Raw genomic sequence first — 18,571 nt, 5'->3', positions numbered from 1 at the left:
ATCCTGCTCCCCGCACCCGCGGGGATGGTCCCCGCGCCGTGGTCATGCTTCCCGCACATCTGCTCTGCTCCCCGCACCCGCGGGGATGGTCCCTCCTCCGGATCGGTCCCCGCGATCCCGAAGGCCTGCTCCCCGCACCCGCGGGGATGGTCCCGCGCGGATGCGGGGGTTGGTCTTGGCCAGGTTCTGCTCCCCGCACCCGCGGGGATGGTCCCCTCGGTGACGAACTTCCGCTCGATCTCGCTGGCTGCTCCCCGCACCCGCGGGGATGGTCCCTCCGCAGCCCTGGCCATGATCAAAATGGCTCCCTGCTCCCCGCACCCGCGGGGATGGTCCCCAGATGAACGACTTCTACGACGCGCTGTCGTCCTGCTCCCCGCACCCGCGGGGATGGTCCCCGGTTCTTCCGCACCCGCGAAGTGTTCATGGACTGCTCCCCGCACCCGCGGGGATGGTCCCTGGGCCGTCAGCTCAAGCGGCTGATCCTCCGGCTGCTCCCCGCACCCGCAGGGATGGTCCCCACCTGCACTCGTACGGCCCACACCACGCCGACTGCTCCCCGCACCCGCGGGGATGGTCCCGCGACGCCTGCGGCCTCGTCGATGGACGGGGGCTGCTCCCCGCACCCGCGGGGATGGTCCCTGCTGGAACTTGTCCTCGCGGGTGCCAGTGACCTGCTCCCCGCACCCGCGGGGATGGTCCCGCGCGGTGGGCGAGCATGTCCCGCTTCAGCTGCTGCTCCCCGCAGCCGGAGCATGATCCCGAGGGTGCCATATGCCCAGCGGTTTCGTACTCCTGCTCCCCGCATCTACGGGGATCGCCTCTGCCGCTCGCGCCGACCGTGCCGCTTCAGCGGTTGCTCCCCGCACCCGCGAGGGCGTATTGCTCAGCCAGCAACCCGAATCATCACCGTAAGAACCGGCGAAGCCGCCGACGGCTGGCTCTCCCCCAAGTCCTCGTATCCCCATGACCGATAGAGCGCGTGCACCTTCCCGTCCCCCGCTGCCGAGTTGACCATGAGCGTCACGTACGGCTCGTCGCGTGTGGCGAGGAAGGCGTCGTGGAGGCGCCGGGCGGTCCCCGTGCCCCGCCACTGGGTGCGTACGCCGATCTCCTTCAGGGCCGCAGCCGGGCGTTCGGTGTATTCGTCCGCCGGAGCCGGTTCCGTGCGCTGCCAGTACCGGTCCCCGTGCTCGATCGTGTTGCCGTAGACGTAGCCGACCGGATGCCCGCCCGCGTACGCGAGGACGGCCGTGAAACCCGGCTCGGTGGCGTGCCGGTCCAGGCGCTCGCCGAATGCGGTGGCCGCGTAGTTCGGCAGGTGGAGCAGTGGGGCGCGTACGTCGGCGTATACGTCGAGGAGGTCGCCGCGGGCGGTGTCGAGGGTGGTGAACGTGCGCAGTTCGATGGGGGGCGCCGTGGTCATGCGGTCATCCTCCAGGTGGCGGCGTGCTCGGTCCAGGTCTGCACGGTGGTGGTGCCCGGTGCGGTGGCGCGTAGCGCGGCCCCGAATTCCTGCAGCATGCGCGCTACCCGAGCATGTTGAGTGGCGGCGTCGGCGGAGACCTTCATCGCTGTGGCCGTGGCGGTGTCCGCGTCACCCTGGGCAAGCTGGGCGTGTGCCAGCCGGGTGGTCGTGATGGCCCGGGAGCGGATCATGTGGGGCCGGAGTGCGGACAGGCAGCGGTGGGCATGGAACTCGGCGGTCGGGTGGTCACCGAGCGCCAAGTACGCCGACAGGGCCAGGGCGTCCAGCTCAGCCTGGTCGTAGAAAGCGAGCATCCACACCGGGCGGTAGTCGGCGGGGTCGGCGCGCAGCATGGCGTCCTGGGCCTGCTCGAACGCACGGCGGGTGCCGGTGCGGTCCTGCGCGGCCCCATGAATGGCCGCCTGCCGGGCCAGACCGAGGGACGCGAACAAGGGGTCGCGGCGCGTGAGGTGCAGGTTGCGGGCGACATCGTTCGCAGCGAGCGCATCAGCAGGGCGCCCCATGTGCCGGTACATCGTCCCCGCATGACTCCAGATGCGGAACTTGATCGCCTGGTCGCCGGACATCTCGGCGAGGGCCTGTGCCTCGCGCATGTGCATCTTCGCGTCGTCGTAGCGGCGGCCGTCGATCGCCGCCCACATCGCCGAGGAGCGGAACGAGGCCGCGCAGGCATACAAGTTGCCGCGTACGCGCTGGCTGGCGCTGCCGGCGTTCTGGAGGTTCAGCGCCTCGTCGGCGAGCGCGGCGGCCCGCTGCTCGATGCCGAGTTGGCCGCCGTGGCGGTGGTCGCTGGCGATGATCTCGCCGAACCGGTGCTGCAGACGGTCGACGTCGCCCATGCCGATACGGCGGGGTCCTGCGGTGCCGGGGACGGCTGCTGCTGCTGCGGCGGCAGCGGCGATGCCGCCGACGAGGGTGCGGCGCTTCATGTCGAGGTCCTCCTGCTGCCGTGGGGCTGGGGTGGACGGAGTCCGGCCCCGTGGCACGAACCCTAAAGCCGTGGCGGGCAGGCCGGTGACGTCCTCAAGAGCCTTGCGGGTAGCCGATTTGGGCCATCGCACCCGGCCTGCTTTCCAGGAGCGGATCGATGATCCGTCCAGGCCTCCGGTCCGCCCTGTCAGCCGCTCGACGGCTGCATTCACCGCGTCGGCAAGGGAGTTGGAGCTGTATCCGTGCTCGTTCATCCACGCCTCAAGAACGGTGTTGCGCGTGATGCCCATGTACGCACGGTAGCCGCCCACCCCTCCCTCCGTCAGGTAAAGGCGAGGTCAAAACGCCCTAGGTCTCTTCGTCGGACACCCACCTGACCGCCCTAACCGGCTTGCTGCGAACGGGAGTTGTCTGGTCACTGGTCGCCCGTCACCTCCGTGCGGGCGGCTGTTGACGGCCCGGCCTGCCCCTGAGTCCGCCGAGGGAGCGAGCTGGGCGCCGAGACAACAACGAGGGCTCCACCAATGACGAGTCTCAGTACGCCAGTTCAGGCCGCCCCGATCGGGCCACCGGCCTACAGCCAGACCTTCCCGTGCGAGCCGAGGACGGCCGCGATAGGCCGCAAGCTCGTCCGTGACGCCCTCGCCGTATGGCACCTGAACGGCCTCGCCGACCCCGCCGCGCTGATCATCTCGGAGCTGATCGCGAACGCCTCCAGACACACACCGTGCCACTCGATCCGCCTGCTCGTCCGACGGCCGAGTACGGCACGGGTACGCGTCGGCGTCGTGGACCGGGCGCCCTCGCGCCTGCCGGTGCTCGGCTCGGCCGATGGCGGCGCAGAGTCCGGCCGCGGCCTGCTCCTGGTCGACGAAATCGCGGACCGCTGGGGCTACGACCTGCGGGGCTCCGGCAGGCGCCCATGGGGCAAAGAAGTGTGGGCCGAACTCCTCACCGGGGCCGACGGATGACCGTACTGCCCTCGGCGCTCCCGCCTCTCCCTGCAGCGTCGGAGCCGGCCGGGCAGCCGCCACCAAACCACAAGTGCACCAACAGCCAGAAGCGCGCCTACGGAAGGAACCCAAAGTCATGACCATCCCGCTCCCGAAGACGGCCGTGGACTGGACCGCGCTGCGGAACTTCGCCATGCTGCGCGGCCAGCTCAGGGTCTCCCTGACCCCGAAATGCAACGAGAAATGCTGGTTCTGCCACAACGAGGGAGACGTCCCACCACCCTTCACGCACCTGTACCGCGATGTGCTTCCCCGCGAGCGCGAGATGACCGCCGAGGACTTCCTGAACGTCCTGGGCGGTCTGATGAACGCGGGGCTCAAGCGGGTGTACTTCACCGGCGGGGAGCCTCTCTTGTCCCCCTTGGCCCGGCCCGTCCTCACCCAACTTCCTGCGCACGGCCCGGACACGACGTACACCCTGATCACGAACGGCACCCTGGTCCGTACGCATCAGGAATGGCTCTCCACGACCGCCCTGGACAAGGTGAAGGTCTCCCTCCACTACTTCTCGGACGAGTCGCTCAAGGCCATCGCGAATACGCGCATCGGTATCGCGACCATCCTCGACGGGATCGAGGCGGCCCGCGAGATGTTCGAGCGAGTGGAGCTGAACACGCTCGTACAGCGGGAGAACGAACACGAGCTGCCCGACATCCTCGCCTTCGCTCTCGACCGGCGCCTGCCCGTGCAGTTCATCGAGCTGGTGGACACCGACTTCAACACCGGCCGGAAGGGCTCCGCGATCGGCGCCAAAGGCATCATCGATCACCTGCGTACGCTGACCACCGACGAGGAGGTCGAAGTCTCCGGGGTCGGGCAGGGGCGGCGTATCTTCCGCATCGACGGTATCGAGATCGACGTCATCCACCGTGAACTCGGGCGCCACCACGTCGGCCAGTGCGGCACCTGTCCCGTCAAGTCCAAGTGCGTGGAAGGGTTCTGGTCCCTTCGCGTCGACCACGCCGGCGGAGTACAGCCCTGCCTGCTGCGGGACGACCTCCGCATCGACATCCGGCCGCTGCTGGCTGACCCGGAGCAGATCCCCGCGATCGTGGCCCAGCACGTCTCCGCCTTCACCGAGGGCACCCTGTGACTCTCCTGCGCGGCCCGTACACGCCCGGGACCGAGGGATGCCAGGGGCCGTTCGTGGTCCTGGAAGGCGTCTCAGGGGTCGGGAAGTCGACGCTCGCCCGCTTGTTGGCCAAGCAGCTCGGCGCCACGGTGATCCACACCCTCACCGATCCGCACACCGGCTGGTCCGGCACGGTCAACCGGGAGTTGCGGCCGCTTCCGCAGTTCACGTTCTATCTCTCCGGTCTCCTGCATGTCGCCGACGTCGTACGGCAGGCCCTCAGGGTGGGGCCAGTGGTCGCGGACCGGTACGTCGCCTCGGTCATGGCCTGCCATGCCGCCGTCAACCGCGTCGGCCTGGGGCAGGTGCAAGAACTGACGGCCCCGTTCCTGCCGTACCTCGTGGCACCGGACGCCACCTTCTACCTGGTCGGCTCCGACAGTTCATTGAAGGAGCGGGTGGGCACCAAGACGGACGTAAAGCAGGACGACACCGACCTGTTCGACGTCCCCGGCCGCCTCGCCAGGCTCCGGGAGAACTTCCGAGCGGTGGCTGACGGGGACCCCACCGCAGTCACGCTCCCCACCGACGGCCGCAGCCCGGCCGACCTGGCCGACATCATCGTCAAGCACCTGGAGGCCGGGCGTGCTTAACCCGATCGACAGCGATGCCGTCATCCGCGACGGTCGCATCTCCGGCGCGTTCCCGGACGAGATTCACGAGGGCGTGGCGTGGTGGGTCGCCGCCTGCTTCGTCGTGATCAGCCAGGCCCGGCAGCTGGCCGTGGCCCACGACGAGCACCCCGCCACGGCCGAGTTCCACCAGCGCTTCTGCCGGGGGGCCATCAACGCCGAGCACTGGGGTTGCCAGGTCTCCAGCCTCGGCACGGCCGACGAAGCGCAACTCCTGTACGCCATGAAGGAACTCGGGGGCGTCCCCGGAGCCTTGCTGACCACGACCGACAGTGGCGACCGGCAGACGATCACGATCCGCCTCTACGACGCGGACGGCCGGCCGGTCACCGAGGAGACCGGTCTGGCCAGGGTGCGAAGGATGATCGCCTCCGATCGGGTTCCCATCCCAGTCAACGACCAGGCCAAGGGCAACGTCACCGAACGCCGCGACTTGGTGGAGGCACTGTGATCGACGCGACCGAGGTCATCCGAAGCGGCACCAGCATCCTGCTCGTCACCTTGGACTCCCTGCGTCACGATGTCGCCCGCGCAACCCTGTACGCCGGTCAAACGCCGCATCTGGCCAAGGTCCTGCCGGGCGGGGTGTGGGAGGAACGCCGTACCCCCGGCACCTTCACCCTCCCCGCCCACATCGCCTTCTTCTCCGGCTTCCTCCCCAAACTCCCGCAGCCCGTGCAGCCGCCACGGCTGTGGGAGTGCCGCCCGCCCACCTTCAAGACTGTCGATCCGGGCACGTTCGTCTTCGACGCGCCGAACCTCCTCACCGGACTCTCCCAGCATGGATACCGCACCGTGTGCATCGGCGGCGTGACCTACTTCTCGCGGGAGACACCGCTCGGGTCGGTACTGCCCGACATGTTCGACGAGGATCACTGGCGGCCCGAGTTCTGCTCCCCCGAGCCCGACTCCACGCGCCACCAGGTCGACCACGCACTGGCCGCCGCCGAGCAGTACGCCGACCGGCCGCTGCTCCTGTTCGTCAACGTCTCCGCCACCCACGTCCCCCACGGTCACTACACCGGTAACAGCGTCGACTCCTGGCAGTCCCAAGCCGCCGCACTCGCATACGCCGACGCACACCTAGGTCGCCTGGTCGACGGGCTCACCGGCAAGAAGCGCTGGCTGATCATCATGTGCGCCGACCACGGAGACGCCTTCGGCGAGGACGGCTATCACGGCCGCGGCATCGCTCACCCGGCCGTGCTGAACGTGCCGTTCGCGGCCTGGCTGTCCGAGTAGGCGGCTACGCTCCCGGGCCATGACCGACACATCCCAGCCGGAGGCTGTGCGCGACGCCTCCGTGATCGTGGCCCGAGACGCGGACGGCACGGTCGCCGTCCTGGCCGCCGAGTTCCCCCTGCACGGCGGCGAGTACGTGTTCCTGCCCGGGGGACGCAGGGAGCACGGCGAGACACCGGAGGAGTGCGCTCGGCGCGAGCTGCGCGAGGAGGCCGGCGTCACCGCCCGGACCTGGCAGTCCCTCGGCTCGTACGCCATCACCTTGAACTCCGCCGCCCGCGTCCACCTCTTCTTGGCCGAAGGCCTCACCTGCGGCCCGCAGCAACTCACGCCCAGCGAAGCGGACTTCAAGCTCATGTGGTGGCCGATGCCCGACACGATCCGGGCCGCCACCGAGGGGCGCTTTCTGCTGCAAGGGGGCCCACTGGCACTGCTGCTCGCCCAACAGATCGCCGTTACCTGACTGGACAGGAGACCGACCGTGACTGACCCTTCAAACGAACCCTTGGAGGAATGGGCTGCCCGGCGTGACCGGCGACGAGCGGCAGAGCGTGAGATCACCGGCGCCCGCCGCGTGATCCCACTCGCCGAAGGCGCACGCGCCGCTCACGTCACCCCGGACGCCCCAAGGCTGCTGCTGGAGTGGGACGGTGCCGCCTGGACAACGGTCGGCGTAGCCCAAAACTCCGACGACGCCCGGGAGTTCCTCGGTCACTACCCGCAGCCTGCTCCGGCCTGCGACGCGGAGGCCCGACCGTCGCACCCCGGGCTCGGCCCCGGTCGCGGCCGTCACCGTCGAACCTGACATACACATTGCCCTGGTTCCCCTCCTCGCCTGGCACTCTCCTCCCCCAGGAACCATGAGTACCCCACCCGCACAACCCATCATCGACACCCACGTCATCCTCCGCGACGGCGACAAGATCCTCATGTCGCAGCGGGGCAGCCCCTACGGCCGCTACCGCTGGCACATGCCCTCGGGCAAGCTCGACAGGGGCGAGCCCTTGAGCGTCGGCGCCGCACGAGAGCTGTATGAGGAAACGGACGTCACCGTCGCCCCCGCTGACCTTCGCCTCGTACACGTCGTACATCACCATCAGAACGGGGAGGGCGAACGGATCGGCTTCTTCTTCGAGGCCACCAAGTGGGAGGGCGTACCCCACAACCAGGAACCCGAGAAGTGCCTCGCCCTCGAATGGTTCCGTGTGGACGAACTGCCCGACGACATCATCGAGTACCCCAAGGCCGGCTTGCTCGGCTACTTGAACGGCACCAACCTCCTTGAGGAACACGGGTGGTAGTAGCGCTGCGCGTCGTTCATCGCCTGGCTGCCGAAGCAGAGAGCTACGACTTCCGGGCCATGACCGACGCATCCCGGCCGGAGGCTCTGCGCGACGCCTCCGAGATCGCGACCCGAGACGCGGGCGGCATGGTCGCCGTCCTGACCGCCGAATTCCCCACGCCGGGCGCAGTGTGCGTCCGCAGCCATACGGTGTCCTACGGACATGCTGGACGCATACGATTAATTGATTGCTGCCGGACGGCGCCACTCCGAGAGAGGCAGGCGCCAGATACCCCATTTGCCGGAATCGGCGAAAGTGTGCGAAACCCTGCCCACAGAGCGATAAACCGGCAGCTCAGCCAGTCTGCTCCCCGCACCCGCGGGGATGGTCCCAATGCTGACTCGGGAGGCTCCTCCCGCATGCGCTGCTCCCCGCACCCGCGGGGATGGTCCCTGCTCCGTGTCGCGGTCGGCGCAGTCGGTGCTCTGCTCCCCGCACCCGCGGGGATGGTCCCCGAAACGGTTCAGCACGTACAGCTTCCAGCTGCTCCCCGCACCCGCGGGGATGGTCCCGCGTCGTAGGTCTCCATCGCGTGCGTCCACTCCTGCTCCCCGCACCCGCGGGGATGGTCCCCAATGGCGGCCGGGCTGGACGCGCTCGCCGCGCTGCTCCCCGCACCCGCGGGGATGGTCCCACCGTATCCATGGAGGATTCGTGGCAAGGTTCCTGCTCCCCGCACCCGCGGGGATGGTCCCGGTCCGCGCGGACGCCGACGCCCGGCGCACCGAGCTGCTGCTCCCCGCACCCGCGGGGATGGTCCCGTCGCTCTGTGGGCGGGGAAGCGGGCGATGCTCTGCTCCCCGCACCCGCGGGGATGGTCCCGGTCCACCGTGGTCACCGTCGGGAGCGGCTCACTGCTCCCCGCACCCGCGGGGATGGTCCCTCGCCGCGTGGGAGGCCGCGCTGCACAACGTCCTGCTCCCCGCACCCGCGGGGATGGTCCCGCTACGCAGCCGCCTGGCACGCCGCCGCCGAACTGCTCCCCGCACCCGCGGGGATGGTCCCCGTTACGCCCGGCTCGGCCCCGAAGCCCAGGCCTGCTCCCCGCACCCGCGGGGATGGTCCCAGGTCAACACCTTCTGATCCCCAGTCCCACGGCTGCTCCCCGCACCCGCGGGGATGGTCCCGGCGTCGCGTTCGGCGCGCTGGAGGACGAGACCTGCTCCCCGCACCCGCGGGGATGGCCCCTACCGCGCTGGCCGCCACAAGGGGCCGCATCCTGCGGCGGCGACTCGATCTCGACGTCCGCCAAGCACCAGGCCGCTACATTCCACATGACGCTACCGATCAGGAAGGGGCCGTCGGCCATGGTGCTCAAGGTGCAAGGCATCGTCCTACCCGAGCGCGAGCACCGGACCCTCTGGATCCACCATGGCCGACTATGGACCGAGCCCGTCCCAGACACGGGCGCGGACGCCGAACTCGTCGTCGATGGAGGCTGGTTGCTGCCCGGGCTCGTCGATGCCCACACCCACCCCGGCGCCGAGAGCGTCGACGACTCGTTCACCGACGAGGCCCTGCGCCGGCATCTCACCGATCACCGCGACGCCGGCGTCCTGCTCGTGCGTACGCCGGGGTCCGCCGCCCGTATCCCGAGCTGGGTGGACGACGATCCCGATCTGCCGCGGGTTCGTTCCGCCGGGCGTTGGCTGGCCACGCCCGGGCGGTTCTTTCCCGGGTTCGGGCGGGACGTCAGCGAGGCCGATCTGGTGGACGCCGCCGTCGAGGAGGCCAAGGCGTCCTCGGGGTGGTGCAAGGTCATCGGGGACTGGAAGTACTACGAGCCCGCGCTGCCGCTGGAGATCCTCAGCGCCGTGGTCGAGGCCGTGCACGCCGTCGGCGGCAAGGTCGCCGCGCACTGCCAGACCGCCGACGGCTGCCGCAACGCCGTACTCGCCGGGGTCGACAGCCTGGAGCACGGCATGCATCTGGACCTCGGCCTGATCGACCGCATGGCCGCCCAGGGAACCGCGCTCGTCCCGACGCTCAGCGTCTTCGGCGCCGGTGCCGAGCGACGGCGGGCCGCCGAGCCGAGCGGTGCCCGGGACTGGTGGCTGGCCGGATGGGACGGCATGCTGCCCAGCGTCCGGGCGGCCTACGAGGCCGGTGTCACCGTCCTGGCCGGTACCGACAGCTTCCCGTGCGGCACCGTCGCCTCGGAAGTGGAGTGGCTGGTGAGGGCCGGTATGCCGGCCGAGGCGGCATTGGGCTCGGCGTCCTGGTCGGCCCGCTCCTGGCTCGGCCTGCCAGGCCTGACCGACGGAGCCCCCGCCGACCTCGTCGCGTACGACACCGACCCCACGCGGGATGCTGCCGCGCTGGCCCACCCGCGCCGGATCATCCTGCGGGGCCGTGTCGTCGTATGACGGCGGGCGGGCGAGCCATCGGCAGCCGTTCGATCGCCCCGGGAAAAGCGTTCGCGACGCACCCCGAGCCGATGACAAGGTGCCCCGCATGGCAGCACCCCAATACCAGATCCGCGCCGACTACGACGCCCAGACGATCGTGGTCTACCAGGCATACGCACCTGCCATCGCCGACGCGGCACTGCAAGCGGGCCGCTTCGTCGTGCCGTTCTCGTTTCACCGGATGACCTGGATCAAGCCCTCGTTCCTGTGGCTGATGCACCGCAGCAACTGGGGCCGCAAACCCGGTCAAGAGCGTGTGATCGCCGTGCGGATGACCCGGGAGGGCTGGGAGGAAGCCCTGTCCCAGGCCGTGTTGACCACCGCCGACCCCTCAGCCATGGCTCAGGCAGCCGTGCATGTCCAGTGGGACCCGGAACGCTCCTCCCGCGGAGCGGCACTGAACCACTACAGCATCCAGGTCGGCGTCGGCCGCCGGCTGATCCGTACCTTCACCGACGACTGGATCGTCAGCCTCACCGACCTCACCCCCCAGGTCCGCAAGACCGCGGCACTGATGCAGACCGGGCATGCCGCCAAGGCGCAGCGGCTGCTGCCCGCAGAGCGCGTCTACCCGCTGCCACGGACACTGGAGGGCCTCCTTTCCCCCGGCTGAATGCCAGTCGGCTGCTGACGGAACCACCGTCAGATCTGGTTCTCGCCCCCGTCGACGTACAGGTTGGCCCCGAGGACGTAACTGCTCTGCTCGGAGGCCAGGAACGCCACCACCGCCGCCACTTCCTCCGGGCGGCCCATCCGGCCCATCGCCACGCTCGCGGCGAGGCTCACCTTGGCGTCGGCCGCGTTCTCCTCGCCGAAGACGGTCGTGATTCCGGGGGTGTCGACCGGGCCCGGTGAGACCGCGTTGACCCGGATGCCACGGCCCTTGAGTTCATTGGCCCAGGTCCGCGCGTAGGACCGGACGGCGGCCTTCGACGCCGCGTACGCGCCGAACGCCTCCGTGCCGTTGTCGGCGGCGGTGGAGGCGTTCAGGATCACCGAGGCGCCGTCGTTGAGCAGTGGCAGTGCCTTCTGGACGGTGAACAGGGTGCCCCGCACGTTGACGCCGAAGATCTGGTCGACATGGTCCTCGGTGGTCTGTTCCAGACTCGCGAACGAGAAGCTCGCCGCGTTCGCGAAGACCACGTCCAGACCCCGCCCCCGGGCGCGGACCGCGTCGTACAGCCGGTCAAGATCCGCCAGGTCCGAGATGTCCCCCGGCACCGCGGTGGCCCGTGCCGGGCCGATGGCCGCGACGGCCGCGTCCAGCTCGGTCTTGCGCCGGCCGGTGACGAACACGTGCGCACCCTCCGCCGCCAGCCGTAAGGCGGTGGCCAGGCCGATCCCGGTGCCGCCACCGGTGACCACGGCGGTCTTGCCCTCAAGCTGTCCCGTGCTGCTCATGCTGCCCATGCTGCCCACGCCAATGACCTCCACAAAGTTCAGTACCGATCGGTACTGATTGCCGACGAATGAGACCGTAGCACCTTCGGGGCGACTTTCGAACCGACCAGTACAGAAGAGGTAGGGTGGATCGCATGGAGAACCAGCGGAAGGCGCCGATCGGTCGCCCCAGGGGCTTCGACGCCGACGAAGCCCTCGAACGCGCCGTGCACGTCTTCTGGGAACAGGGCTACGAAGGCGCCAGCCTCACCGACCTGACCAACGCCATGGGTATCACCCGCACCAGCATGTACGCGGCCTTCGGCAACAAGGAGGAACTGTTCCGCAAGGCGCTGGACCGCTACACCGACGGCCCCGCCTCGTACGCGGCCCGCGCCCTGCAAGAGGCGACCGCCCGGCAGGTGGCGACGGCCTTCCTGAACGGCGCCGTCCGGGCCAGCACCCGCCCCGGCTGCCCCACCGGATGCCTCGGCGTCCAGGGCGCCCTCGCGGTCGGCGAACCGGGACGCGGCGCGCGCGACACCCTCAGCGCCTGGCGCGACGAGGCCGTCTCCAGCCTCCGGCACCGGTTCCAACAGGCCGTCGACGAAGGCGACCTGCCCCCGGACACCGATCCCGGACTGCTCGCCCGCTACCTCATGACCGTGGGGAACGGCATCGCCGTCCAAGCCGCCGGCGGCGCCGGCCGCGACGACCTCCAGCGGGTGGCCGACATGGCACTGCGGAACTGGCCGCCCACCTGAACCAGCCGCCTGAACCAATCGCCTGAACCAGCCACCAGGACCGACATCCATCGGCGGACCAGCGGATAGTCGGTTGCCTGTCGGCGACGGTGGTCGATGCAATGACCGCCATGGTCACCCCGGCCCGGCCGAGAGCCCAGGCACGACAAAATCCCCCTGCGAACCCCCTTGCTAAGGTGCGCCGATGCCATCGATCAGGAAGATCCAAGTCACCTTCGACTGCGCGGAACCCGAGCGCGTCGCCCGATTCTGGTGCGAGGTGCTGGGGTACGTCGTACCGCCGGTCCCGGAGGGATTTGCGACTTGGGCCGAGTACGAACTCTCCCTGCCTCCCGAGCGGCAGGGTGCGGGGTTCGTCTGCAGTGATCCCACGGGCGTCGGCCCGCGACTGTATTTCCAGCGCGTCCCCGAGGGCAAGGTCGTCAAGAACCGGGTGCATCTCGATGTGCGGGTCGGCACCGGGCTGGTCGGTGAGGAGCGTCTGGCCGCGCTCGAAGGCGAGTGCGCGCGACTGATCCCGCTCGGGGCGACACGTGAGCGGCTGCTGATCGCCGACGAGTACAACGAGTCGTGCCTCGTGATGCTCGACGTCGAGGGCAACGAGTTCTGCCTCGACTGAGACCCACCTGTCCATCTGCCCCCACGCACATCGACCCCGGCGTTTCGGCCATCCCCGGACCCGGGGTCGATCCGTACGCCCCAAGGGTCGATGCATGGGCCAGGACACCCGCGTCGCGCGATCGTGCGGAATCCGCTCCGTCTCAAATACGTGTGTTCGATATCTCGGTGACTCTCGTTGACCCGTGCGTCGTCAGTTCGTTCGCAACGACCGTGCAGGGGAGTGCAGTTGACATCCGTTGACGAGGACGCCAAGAACACCCGAACCGAAATTCCCCCACCGCCACCGGCAGAGATCGTCTACAGCGGCGAGCACTCGGTCAACCCGCTGGGCAATGTGTCCTTCCGGCAGTTGTGCGCCAAGCTGCCGTCCGTGCTGCGGGGCATCGCGCGGATGGCCTGGCAGCTCGACCGGACCGCCGTGGTCCTGCTGCTGCTCTGTCAGGTGGTCACGGGTGTGGCCGCGGCGGTCCTGCTGGCCGCCACCGGCCGTGCGATGCAACCCATCCTGAGCGGCGGCGCCGTTTCGGACCGCCTCCACCAGGCCGTGCCCGCGCTGCTCGTGGTGGCGGGTGCGGCGGCCTGCGGCCGGGTCGCCGGCGCGGTGTCCTCGTACGCCGACCGGAGGATCACACCGCCGCTCACGACGCGCGCCGACACGGCCCTGGTCGAGGCCGTCTGCCGGGTCGAGGCCGCCGCGTACGCGCAGGACGGCTTCGCCGACCGGCAGGAAGCGGCGGAGATGGGGGTGGTGCGTACGCACGTCATGGTCAATGACGCCCAGCGGTTCATGTCGGCCCTGATCAGGATGGTCGCGGCCAGCGGGGTGCTGTCGGTGCTGCATCCGCTGCTGGTGCCGCTGCTCGTCCTGGCCGTGCTGCCCGCGGGCGTCGGCGCCGTGCTCTCCGCCCGCGTCGACTACGAGATGCACTACGCGAACGTCGCCGACCGCAACGTCCGGCACATGATGCGCTGGTGGGCCACGACGCCCAAGCACGGTGACGAGGTCCGCGCCAACGGCATGACCGGCTACCTGCTGTTCTGGTACCGCGCGCTGTCCGAACGTATCGACCGCCGGATGCGGGCCGTCGCCCCGCGCACCCTGGGCATCGCGCTGGTGTCCTCCCTGGTCGGCGGGCTCTTCCTCGTACTGACCTGGATGGCGCTCGCCTGGCTGGCCGTGACGGGGCGGATCGAACTCGCCGTCGCCGCCCTGGCCGTCGTCGCCGTGCAGACCACCCTGGCCGCGCTGTCCCAGGTCGTCATCAACGGCGCCGCCCTCTTCCACACCAGCCTCTACCTGACCGACATGCAGGCCTTCCTCGACGACGCGGCCCAACGTGCCCCTCAGCGCGGCGAGTTGGGGGTCGGCCTCCCGGTCGAGGAGATCCGTCTCGACGAAGCGGTCTACCAGTACCCGGGCAAGGAGCGCCCCGCCGTCGACGGGGTGTCCCTCACCTTCCGCCGGGGCGAGATCGTCGCCGTCGTCGGCGAGAACGGCTCGGGCAAGTCGACCCTGCTCCGCCTGATCACCGGGATCTACCTGGCGGACAAGGGGAAGGTGACCTGGAACGGGGCGGATCTGGCAGCGGTGGACCAGGACGCGGTGTGGGCGCGCACCGGCCTGGTCCCGCAGCTCTTCGCGCAGTGGCCCCTGCGCGTACGGGAGAACGTGACCCTCGGCCAGCCCCGCTCCGAGGACGACACTCCCGTGTGGGAGGCCGTCGACGCCGTTGGCATGCGCGAAGCCGTCGAGGATCTCCCGAACGGGATGGAGACCCTGCTCGCCCGGGAGGTGTTCGGCGGCGCGGAACTGTCCGGCGGTCAGTGGCAGCGGCTGGCCTGCTCGCGGGCCCTGTACCGCCTGCCGGAACTCCTGATCCTGGACGAACCGACCTCGCAGATGGACCCGCGTGGGGAACACCGGATCTTCGAGGAGATCAAGCGCGTCGCCGCCGACCGCATCACCATCGTCGTGACCCACCAGCTGGAGAACACGAAGATCGCCGACCGCGTGGTCGTGCTGGAACACGGACGGGTGACCGAACAGGGCGCGTACGAGGATCTCGTCCACGCCGACGGTCTCTTCGCGGAACTCCTCCGCCTCGCCAAGGACCGGTAGACCTCACCAAGGACCGATAGGCCTCACCTAGGAACGGTAGGAGGAACGGTTCCCGCCCTCGGCCGGACCATGGTCATCAGGACACGTTCGCCGAGGGCGCGGCCGGAAGCTGCTCGCGCAGGCGTTGCGCCTCCTCGAACAGGGCGTTCGTGCGGCCGGCCAGCACCCCGCCCAGCAGCAGTTCCGGGGTGTAGAGGGACCGCGCGGCCGCGGCCACCTCTCTTGCGGTCAGGGCGATCTGGCTGATGTCGGTGCGGCGGATCTCGTCGATCGAGCTGGCCCAGACGACGCGCCGCAGATTCGCCCACGCCATCGCGCTCATGCACATCGAGCAGGGCTCACCGGTGGTGTAGAGGGTGGTGTCGGCCCAGCCCTGGTTGCCGTTCCGGCGTACGTAGTCGTTCATGGCGACCACCTCGCCGTGGAACATCGGGTTGTCCGCCCCGGTGTTGACCCCGCTCCCCAGCACCTCGCCGCTACGGGTGCCGACGATCACCGCGCCGAACGGCCAGTAGGCGTTCTTCCGGGCCTGCTCGATGGCCAGCCGCATGTACCGCTCATGCGTGAACCGCTCATCCGGGCGGACCCGGCTCTCCGGAAGCTCGGAGCGAGCTACCTCGGGGCGAGGAACCTCGGGGCGCGGAACCTCGGGGCGCGGAACCGCGAACGGCACCGCGGCCACCCCCGCCGCCGCGCTTCCCCACCGGCCCAGGAACCGACGCCTGCTCGAATCCACACGCTTCTCCTCGCCCGATGCCGATGACGATGACCATGCCGATGCCGATGACGATGACGCCGACCGCCCCGCACGGCAGCCGAGTCATCACAGTCACCCCAGACGGTCCCCCGTCGCGCCCGGATTCACACGCTCCTTCACTCCAGCACAGGCAACAGCTCCGGCAGATGCCCGTCCGAAACAGCCGCCGCCCGCTGCCGCTCCTCCGGCACCTCCCCGTAGAGGGTGGTCCGGGGCCGAGCAGGCCGCCCCGCCGCCTCCGCCACCCCGATCAGATCCTTGACCGACTTGTACGAGCCGTACGACGACCCCGCCATCCGCGAGATCGTCTCCTCCATCAGCGTGCCGCCCAGGTCGTTCGCGCCCGAGCGGAGCATCTCCGCCGCACCCTCCGTCCCCAACTTCACCCAGCTGGTCTGGATGTTGGGGATGTGGGTGTGCAGGAGGAGGCGGGCCATCGCGATGACCGCCCGGTTGTCGCGCATCGTCGGGCCGGGGCGGGCGATGCCGGCCAGATACACCGGCGCGTTGGTGTGGATGAAGGGGAGGGTGACGAACTCCGTGAAGCCGCCCGTCTGTTGCTGGATACGGGCCAGCGTGCGGAAGTGGCCCAGCCAGTGCCGGGGCTGGTCCACGTGGCCGTACATCATCGTCGAGGACGAGCGGATGCCCAGCTCGTGGGCCGTCGTGACGACTTCGATCCAGGTCGCCGTCGGCAGCTTGCCCTTGGTCAGGACCCAACGGACCTCGTCGTCGAGGATCTCCGCCGCCGTGCCGGGGATCGTGTCGAGGCCCGCTTCCTTCGCGGCCGTCAGCCACTCGCGGATCGACATCCCGGTGCGGGTCGCACCGTTGACGACCTCCATCGGCGAGAAGGCGTGTACGTGCATGCCGGGGACCTTCTCCTTCACCGCGCGCGCGATGTCGAAGTACGCCGTGCCCGGCAGGTCGGGGTGGATGCCGCCCTGCATGCAGACCTCAACTGCCCCCACCTCCCAGGCCTGTTGGGCGCGGTCCGCCACCTGGTCCAGCGACAGCGTGTACGCGTCGGCGTCCGTGCGGCGCTGGGCGAAGGCGCAGAAACGGCAGCCGGTGTAGCAGACGTTGGTGAAGTTGATGTTCCGCGTGACGATGTAGGTGACGTCGTCCCCGACCGCCGACTTCCGTACGTCGTCGGCGATTTGGCACAGTGCGTCCAGCGCAGGGCCGTCCGCGTGGAAGAGGGCCAGTGCCTCTTCGTCGGTCAGGCGCGTGGGGTCATCGGCCGCCGTCGCCAGCGCCGCCCGTACGTCCGTGTCGATGCGCTCCGGCACCATTCCGGGCGCCGCCGCCTCCCGCAGGGCGCCCCAGTCGCCGTACACCTCGTCGAAGTCGTCGCGCCGGTCGGACGTACGGCCGTCGGTGTCGATCGTGGAGTGCAGATCCGTACGGCCCGACGCCACGAACACCTCCTCCGGCTCCTGCCAGGGGTGCCCCTCGACAACCGCGTCCTCGCGCGCGAGGCCCGTCTCCGGGTCGGCGAGCGCCCGTACGTGCGGGAGCAGGCGCGGGTCCAGCCAGGGCTCGCCGCGCTGGACGAACTCCGGGTAGACGCAGAGGCGTTCGCGGAGCTCGAAGCCGACTGCCGCCGATTTCGCGGCCAGTTCCTCGATCTGGGGCCAGGGGCGTTCCGGGTTGACGTGGTCGATGGTGAGCGGGGAGACGCCGCCCCAGTCGTCGATACCGGCGCCGATCAGCCGCTCGTACTCGGAGTCGACGAGGTTGGGTGGGGCCTGGAGGCACGCGCTCGGGCCCAGCAACAGCCTCGCCACCGCCACCGTCGCGACCAGCTCGTCCAGTTCCGCGTCCGGCATTCCGCGCATCGCGGTGTCCGGCTTGGCGCGGAAGTTCTGGATGATCAGTTCCTGGATGGAGTGGTAGGCGCGGGACACGCGACGGAGGGCGAAGAGCGACTCCGCGCGCTCCTCGTACGTCTCACCGATGCCGATCAGGATCCCGGAAGTGAAGGGGACGGACGAACGGCCCGCGTCCTCCAACACCCGTAGCCGTACGGCGGGTTCCTTGTCCGGGGAGCCGTAGTGCGGGCCGCCCGGCTCGGACCAGAGGCGGGTGGCGGTCGTTTCGAGCATCATGCCCATGCTGGGGGCGACGGGCTTGAGGCGCTGGAAGTCCGTCCAGGACATCACCCCGGGGTTGAGGTGGGGCAGCAGGCCCGTCTCCTCCAGGATGCGGATCGAGATGGCGCGGACGTACGCGATCGTGTCGTCGTAGCCGTGCGCGTCGAGCCACTCGCGCGCCTCGGGCCAGCGGTCCTCGGGCTTGTCGCCGAGGGTGATCAGCGCTTCCTTGCAGCCGAGGGCGGCGCCCTTGCGCGCGATGTCGAGGACCTCGTCCGGGGACATGAACATGCCGTGTCCGGCGCGGCGGAGCTTGCCGGGCACGGTCACGAAGGTGCAGTAGTGGCATTTGTCACGGCAGAGGCGGGTGAGGGGGATGAAGACGCTCTTCGAGTACGTGATGACGCCGGGGCGGCCGGCCGCCTCCAGGCCGGCGTTCCGGACGCGGGCGGCGGACGCGGTGAGGTCGTCGAGGGCCTCGCCACGGGCCTGGAGCAGTACGGCCGCCTCGTTGACGTCGAGGGCGACGCCGTCACGGGCGCGTTTGAGGGCGCGACGCATGGAGTTCTCGGTCGGGCCGGAGGCGCCGTGGCGCTCGGTGGGGCCGGTTCCGGAGGTCTCGGGAGTCGTCATCCTTCGAGCATA

The 18,571-nt window shown here is 69.8% G+C and carries 18 protein-coding genes and 2 CRISPR repeat arrays (1 of these 20 running past the window's edge); of the genes, 13 read left to right on the top strand and 5 right to left on the bottom strand.

The features are described from left to right. Positions 1–885: a CRISPR direct-repeat array (repeat unit 29 nt; unit sequence CTGCTCCCCGCACCCGCGGGGATGGTCCC); it reaches 58 nt to the left of the window's first position. Between the two features lies 1 nt (position 886). Both ACFYXF_RS48815 and ACFYXF_RS48810 read right to left on the bottom strand, forming a co-directional pair. Further along, positions 887–1,426, bottom strand: coding sequence for a GNAT family N-acetyltransferase (locus ACFYXF_RS48815; protein WP_389360295.1), 540 nt, complete (start codon positions 1,424–1,426; stop codon positions 887–889). After that, a complete protein-coding gene (locus tag ACFYXF_RS48810) occupies positions 1,423–2,709 on the bottom strand; it encodes an XRE family transcriptional regulator (RefSeq protein ID WP_389360293.1) in 1,287 nt (428 codons plus the stop codon). The genes ACFYXF_RS48815 and ACFYXF_RS48810 overlap by 4 nt, the downstream gene beginning before the upstream one ends. 234 nt (positions 2,710–2,943) lie before the next feature. Here ACFYXF_RS48810 and ACFYXF_RS48805 point away from each other — a divergent pair, with 234 nt between their 5' ends. The 10 genes from ACFYXF_RS48805 (at position 2,944) to ACFYXF_RS48760 (ending at position 10,802) form a co-directional block, all read left to right on the top strand. Further along, positions 2,944–3,390 carry an ATP-binding protein gene (locus tag ACFYXF_RS48805; protein WP_389360291.1) on the top strand — a complete coding sequence of 149 codons (447 nt, stop codon included), beginning with the start codon at positions 2,944–2,946 and terminating at the stop codon, positions 3,388–3,390. A gap of 118 nt (positions 3,391–3,508) precedes the next feature. Further along, entirely contained in the window at positions 3,509–4,525 is a 1,017-nt protein-coding gene (locus ACFYXF_RS48800) for a radical SAM protein (protein ID WP_389360289.1), read from the top strand. Then, entirely contained in the window at positions 4,522–5,157 is a 636-nt protein-coding gene (locus ACFYXF_RS48795; protein WP_389360287.1) for a dTMP kinase, read from the top strand. Before ACFYXF_RS48800 ends, ACFYXF_RS48795 begins: the two co-directional genes overlap by 4 nt. Continuing rightward, positions 5,150–5,647, top strand: a complete 498-nt coding sequence (locus tag ACFYXF_RS48790; protein WP_389360285.1) for a hypothetical protein — start codon at positions 5,150–5,152, stop codon at positions 5,645–5,647. Before ACFYXF_RS48795 ends, ACFYXF_RS48790 begins: the two co-directional genes overlap by 8 nt. Further along, positions 5,644–6,438, top strand: a complete 795-nt coding sequence (locus ACFYXF_RS48785) for an STM4013/SEN3800 family hydrolase (protein ID WP_389360283.1) — start codon at positions 5,644–5,646, stop codon at positions 6,436–6,438. The genes ACFYXF_RS48790 and ACFYXF_RS48785 overlap by 4 nt, the downstream gene beginning before the upstream one ends. 19 nt (positions 6,439–6,457) lie before the next feature. Then, positions 6,458–6,901 (top strand): NUDIX hydrolase, encoded by a 444-nt coding sequence (locus ACFYXF_RS48780; protein ID WP_389360281.1) that lies wholly within the window; start codon positions 6,458–6,460, stop codon positions 6,899–6,901. Positions 6,902–6,919: 18 nt separating this feature from the next. Then, positions 6,920–7,243: a DUF6087 family protein gene (locus ACFYXF_RS48775; protein WP_389360279.1), complete on the top strand. Its 324-nt coding sequence runs from the start codon at positions 6,920–6,922 to the stop codon at positions 7,241–7,243. A gap of 55 nt (positions 7,244–7,298) precedes the next feature. After that, positions 7,299–7,739, top strand: coding sequence for an NUDIX domain-containing protein (locus tag ACFYXF_RS48770; protein ID WP_389360277.1), 441 nt, complete (start codon positions 7,299–7,301; stop codon positions 7,737–7,739). Positions 7,740–8,084: 345 nt separating this feature from the next. Further along, positions 8,085–8,969: a CRISPR direct-repeat array (repeat unit 29 nt; unit sequence CTGCTCCCCGCACCCGCGGGGATGGTCCC). A gap of 86 nt (positions 8,970–9,055) precedes the next feature. Beyond that, positions 9,056–10,147: an amidohydrolase family protein gene (locus ACFYXF_RS48765; RefSeq protein ID WP_389360275.1), complete on the top strand. Its 1,092-nt coding sequence runs from the start codon at positions 9,056–9,058 to the stop codon at positions 10,145–10,147. Between the two features lie 88 nt (positions 10,148–10,235). Continuing rightward, complete coding sequence (locus tag ACFYXF_RS48760) at positions 10,236–10,802, top strand: DUF4291 domain-containing protein (protein ID WP_389360273.1); 567 nt, start codon at positions 10,236–10,238, stop codon at positions 10,800–10,802. Between the two features lie 29 nt (positions 10,803–10,831). Here the strand turns inward: ACFYXF_RS48760 and ACFYXF_RS48755 are convergent, their stop codons facing one another. After that, positions 10,832–11,590 carry an SDR family NAD(P)-dependent oxidoreductase gene (locus ACFYXF_RS48755; RefSeq protein ID WP_389360271.1) on the bottom strand — a complete coding sequence of 253 codons (759 nt, stop codon included), beginning with the start codon at positions 11,588–11,590 and terminating at the stop codon, positions 10,832–10,834. Between the two features lie 134 nt (positions 11,591–11,724). Here ACFYXF_RS48755 and ACFYXF_RS48750 point away from each other — a divergent pair, with 134 nt between their 5' ends. The 3 genes from ACFYXF_RS48750 to ACFYXF_RS48740 all read left to right on the top strand — a co-directional run bounded on the left by ACFYXF_RS48750 (position 11,725) and on the right by ACFYXF_RS48740 (position 15,073). Continuing rightward, complete coding sequence (locus ACFYXF_RS48750) at positions 11,725–12,333, top strand: TetR/AcrR family transcriptional regulator (RefSeq protein ID WP_389360269.1); 609 nt, start codon at positions 11,725–11,727, stop codon at positions 12,331–12,333. Between the two features lie 184 nt (positions 12,334–12,517). Continuing rightward, positions 12,518–12,952, top strand: a complete 435-nt coding sequence (locus ACFYXF_RS48745) for a VOC family protein (RefSeq protein WP_389360267.1) — start codon at positions 12,518–12,520, stop codon at positions 12,950–12,952. Positions 12,953–13,345: 393 nt separating this feature from the next. Then, a complete protein-coding gene (locus ACFYXF_RS48740; protein ID WP_389360377.1) occupies positions 13,346–15,073 on the top strand; it encodes an ATP-binding cassette domain-containing protein in 1,728 nt (575 codons plus the stop codon). A gap of 76 nt (positions 15,074–15,149) precedes the next feature. Here ACFYXF_RS48740 and ACFYXF_RS48735 read toward each other — a convergent pair whose 3' ends face one another. Both ACFYXF_RS48735 and ACFYXF_RS48730 read right to left on the bottom strand, forming a co-directional pair. Beyond that, positions 15,150–15,809: a nucleoside deaminase gene (locus ACFYXF_RS48735; RefSeq protein WP_389360265.1), complete on the bottom strand. Its 660-nt coding sequence runs from the start codon at positions 15,807–15,809 to the stop codon at positions 15,150–15,152. A gap of 137 nt (positions 15,810–15,946) precedes the next feature. Beyond that, complete coding sequence (locus ACFYXF_RS48730; protein ID WP_389360263.1) at positions 15,947–18,559, bottom strand: bifunctional FO biosynthesis protein CofGH; 2,613 nt, start codon at positions 18,557–18,559, stop codon at positions 15,947–15,949. Between the last annotated feature and the right edge of the window lie 12 nt (positions 18,560–18,571).

It is taken from the genome of Streptomyces sp. NPDC002680, from assembly GCF_042889145.1.
GTDB lineage: Bacteria > Actinomycetota > Actinomycetes > Streptomycetales > Streptomycetaceae > Streptomyces > Streptomyces adonidis.
This window is presented reverse-complemented; position numbering and strand designations above follow the sequence as displayed.

What these genes read in the sequence shown, in the direction of transcription:
- ACFYXF_RS48815 (WP_389360295.1), bottom strand. Translation starts at nt 1,426, where the DNA reads ATGACCACGGCGCCCCCCATCGAACTGCGCACGTTCACCACCCTCGAC.
- ACFYXF_RS48810 (WP_389360293.1), bottom strand. Translation starts at nt 2,709, where the DNA reads ATGGGCATCACGCGCAACACCGTTCTTGAGGCGTGGATGAACGAGCAC.
- ACFYXF_RS48805 (WP_389360291.1), top strand. Translation starts at nt 2,944, where the DNA reads ATGACGAGTCTCAGTACGCCAGTTCAGGCCGCCCCGATCGGGCCACCG.
- ACFYXF_RS48800 (WP_389360289.1), top strand. Translation starts at nt 3,509, where the DNA reads ATGACCATCCCGCTCCCGAAGACGGCCGTGGACTGGACCGCGCTGCGG.
- ACFYXF_RS48780 (WP_389360281.1), top strand. Translation starts at nt 6,458, where the DNA reads ATGACCGACACATCCCAGCCGGAGGCTGTGCGCGACGCCTCCGTGATC.
- ACFYXF_RS48770 (WP_389360277.1), top strand. Translation starts at nt 7,299, where the DNA reads ATGAGTACCCCACCCGCACAACCCATCATCGACACCCACGTCATCCTC.
- ACFYXF_RS48765 (WP_389360275.1), top strand. Translation starts at nt 9,056, where the DNA reads ATGACGCTACCGATCAGGAAGGGGCCGTCGGCCATGGTGCTCAAGGTG.
- ACFYXF_RS48760 (WP_389360273.1), top strand. Translation starts at nt 10,236, where the DNA reads ATGGCAGCACCCCAATACCAGATCCGCGCCGACTACGACGCCCAGACG.
- ACFYXF_RS48755 (WP_389360271.1), bottom strand. Translation starts at nt 11,590, where the DNA reads ATGAGCAGCACGGGACAGCTTGAGGGCAAGACCGCCGTGGTCACCGGT.
- ACFYXF_RS48750 (WP_389360269.1), top strand. Translation starts at nt 11,725, where the DNA reads ATGGAGAACCAGCGGAAGGCGCCGATCGGTCGCCCCAGGGGCTTCGAC.
- ACFYXF_RS48745 (WP_389360267.1), top strand. Translation starts at nt 12,518, where the DNA reads ATGCCATCGATCAGGAAGATCCAAGTCACCTTCGACTGCGCGGAACCC.
- ACFYXF_RS48740 (WP_389360377.1), top strand. Translation starts at nt 13,346, where the DNA reads ATGGCCTGGCAGCTCGACCGGACCGCCGTGGTCCTGCTGCTGCTCTGT.
- ACFYXF_RS48730 (WP_389360263.1), bottom strand. Translation starts at nt 18,559, where the DNA reads ATGACGACTCCCGAGACCTCCGGAACCGGCCCCACCGAGCGCCACGGC.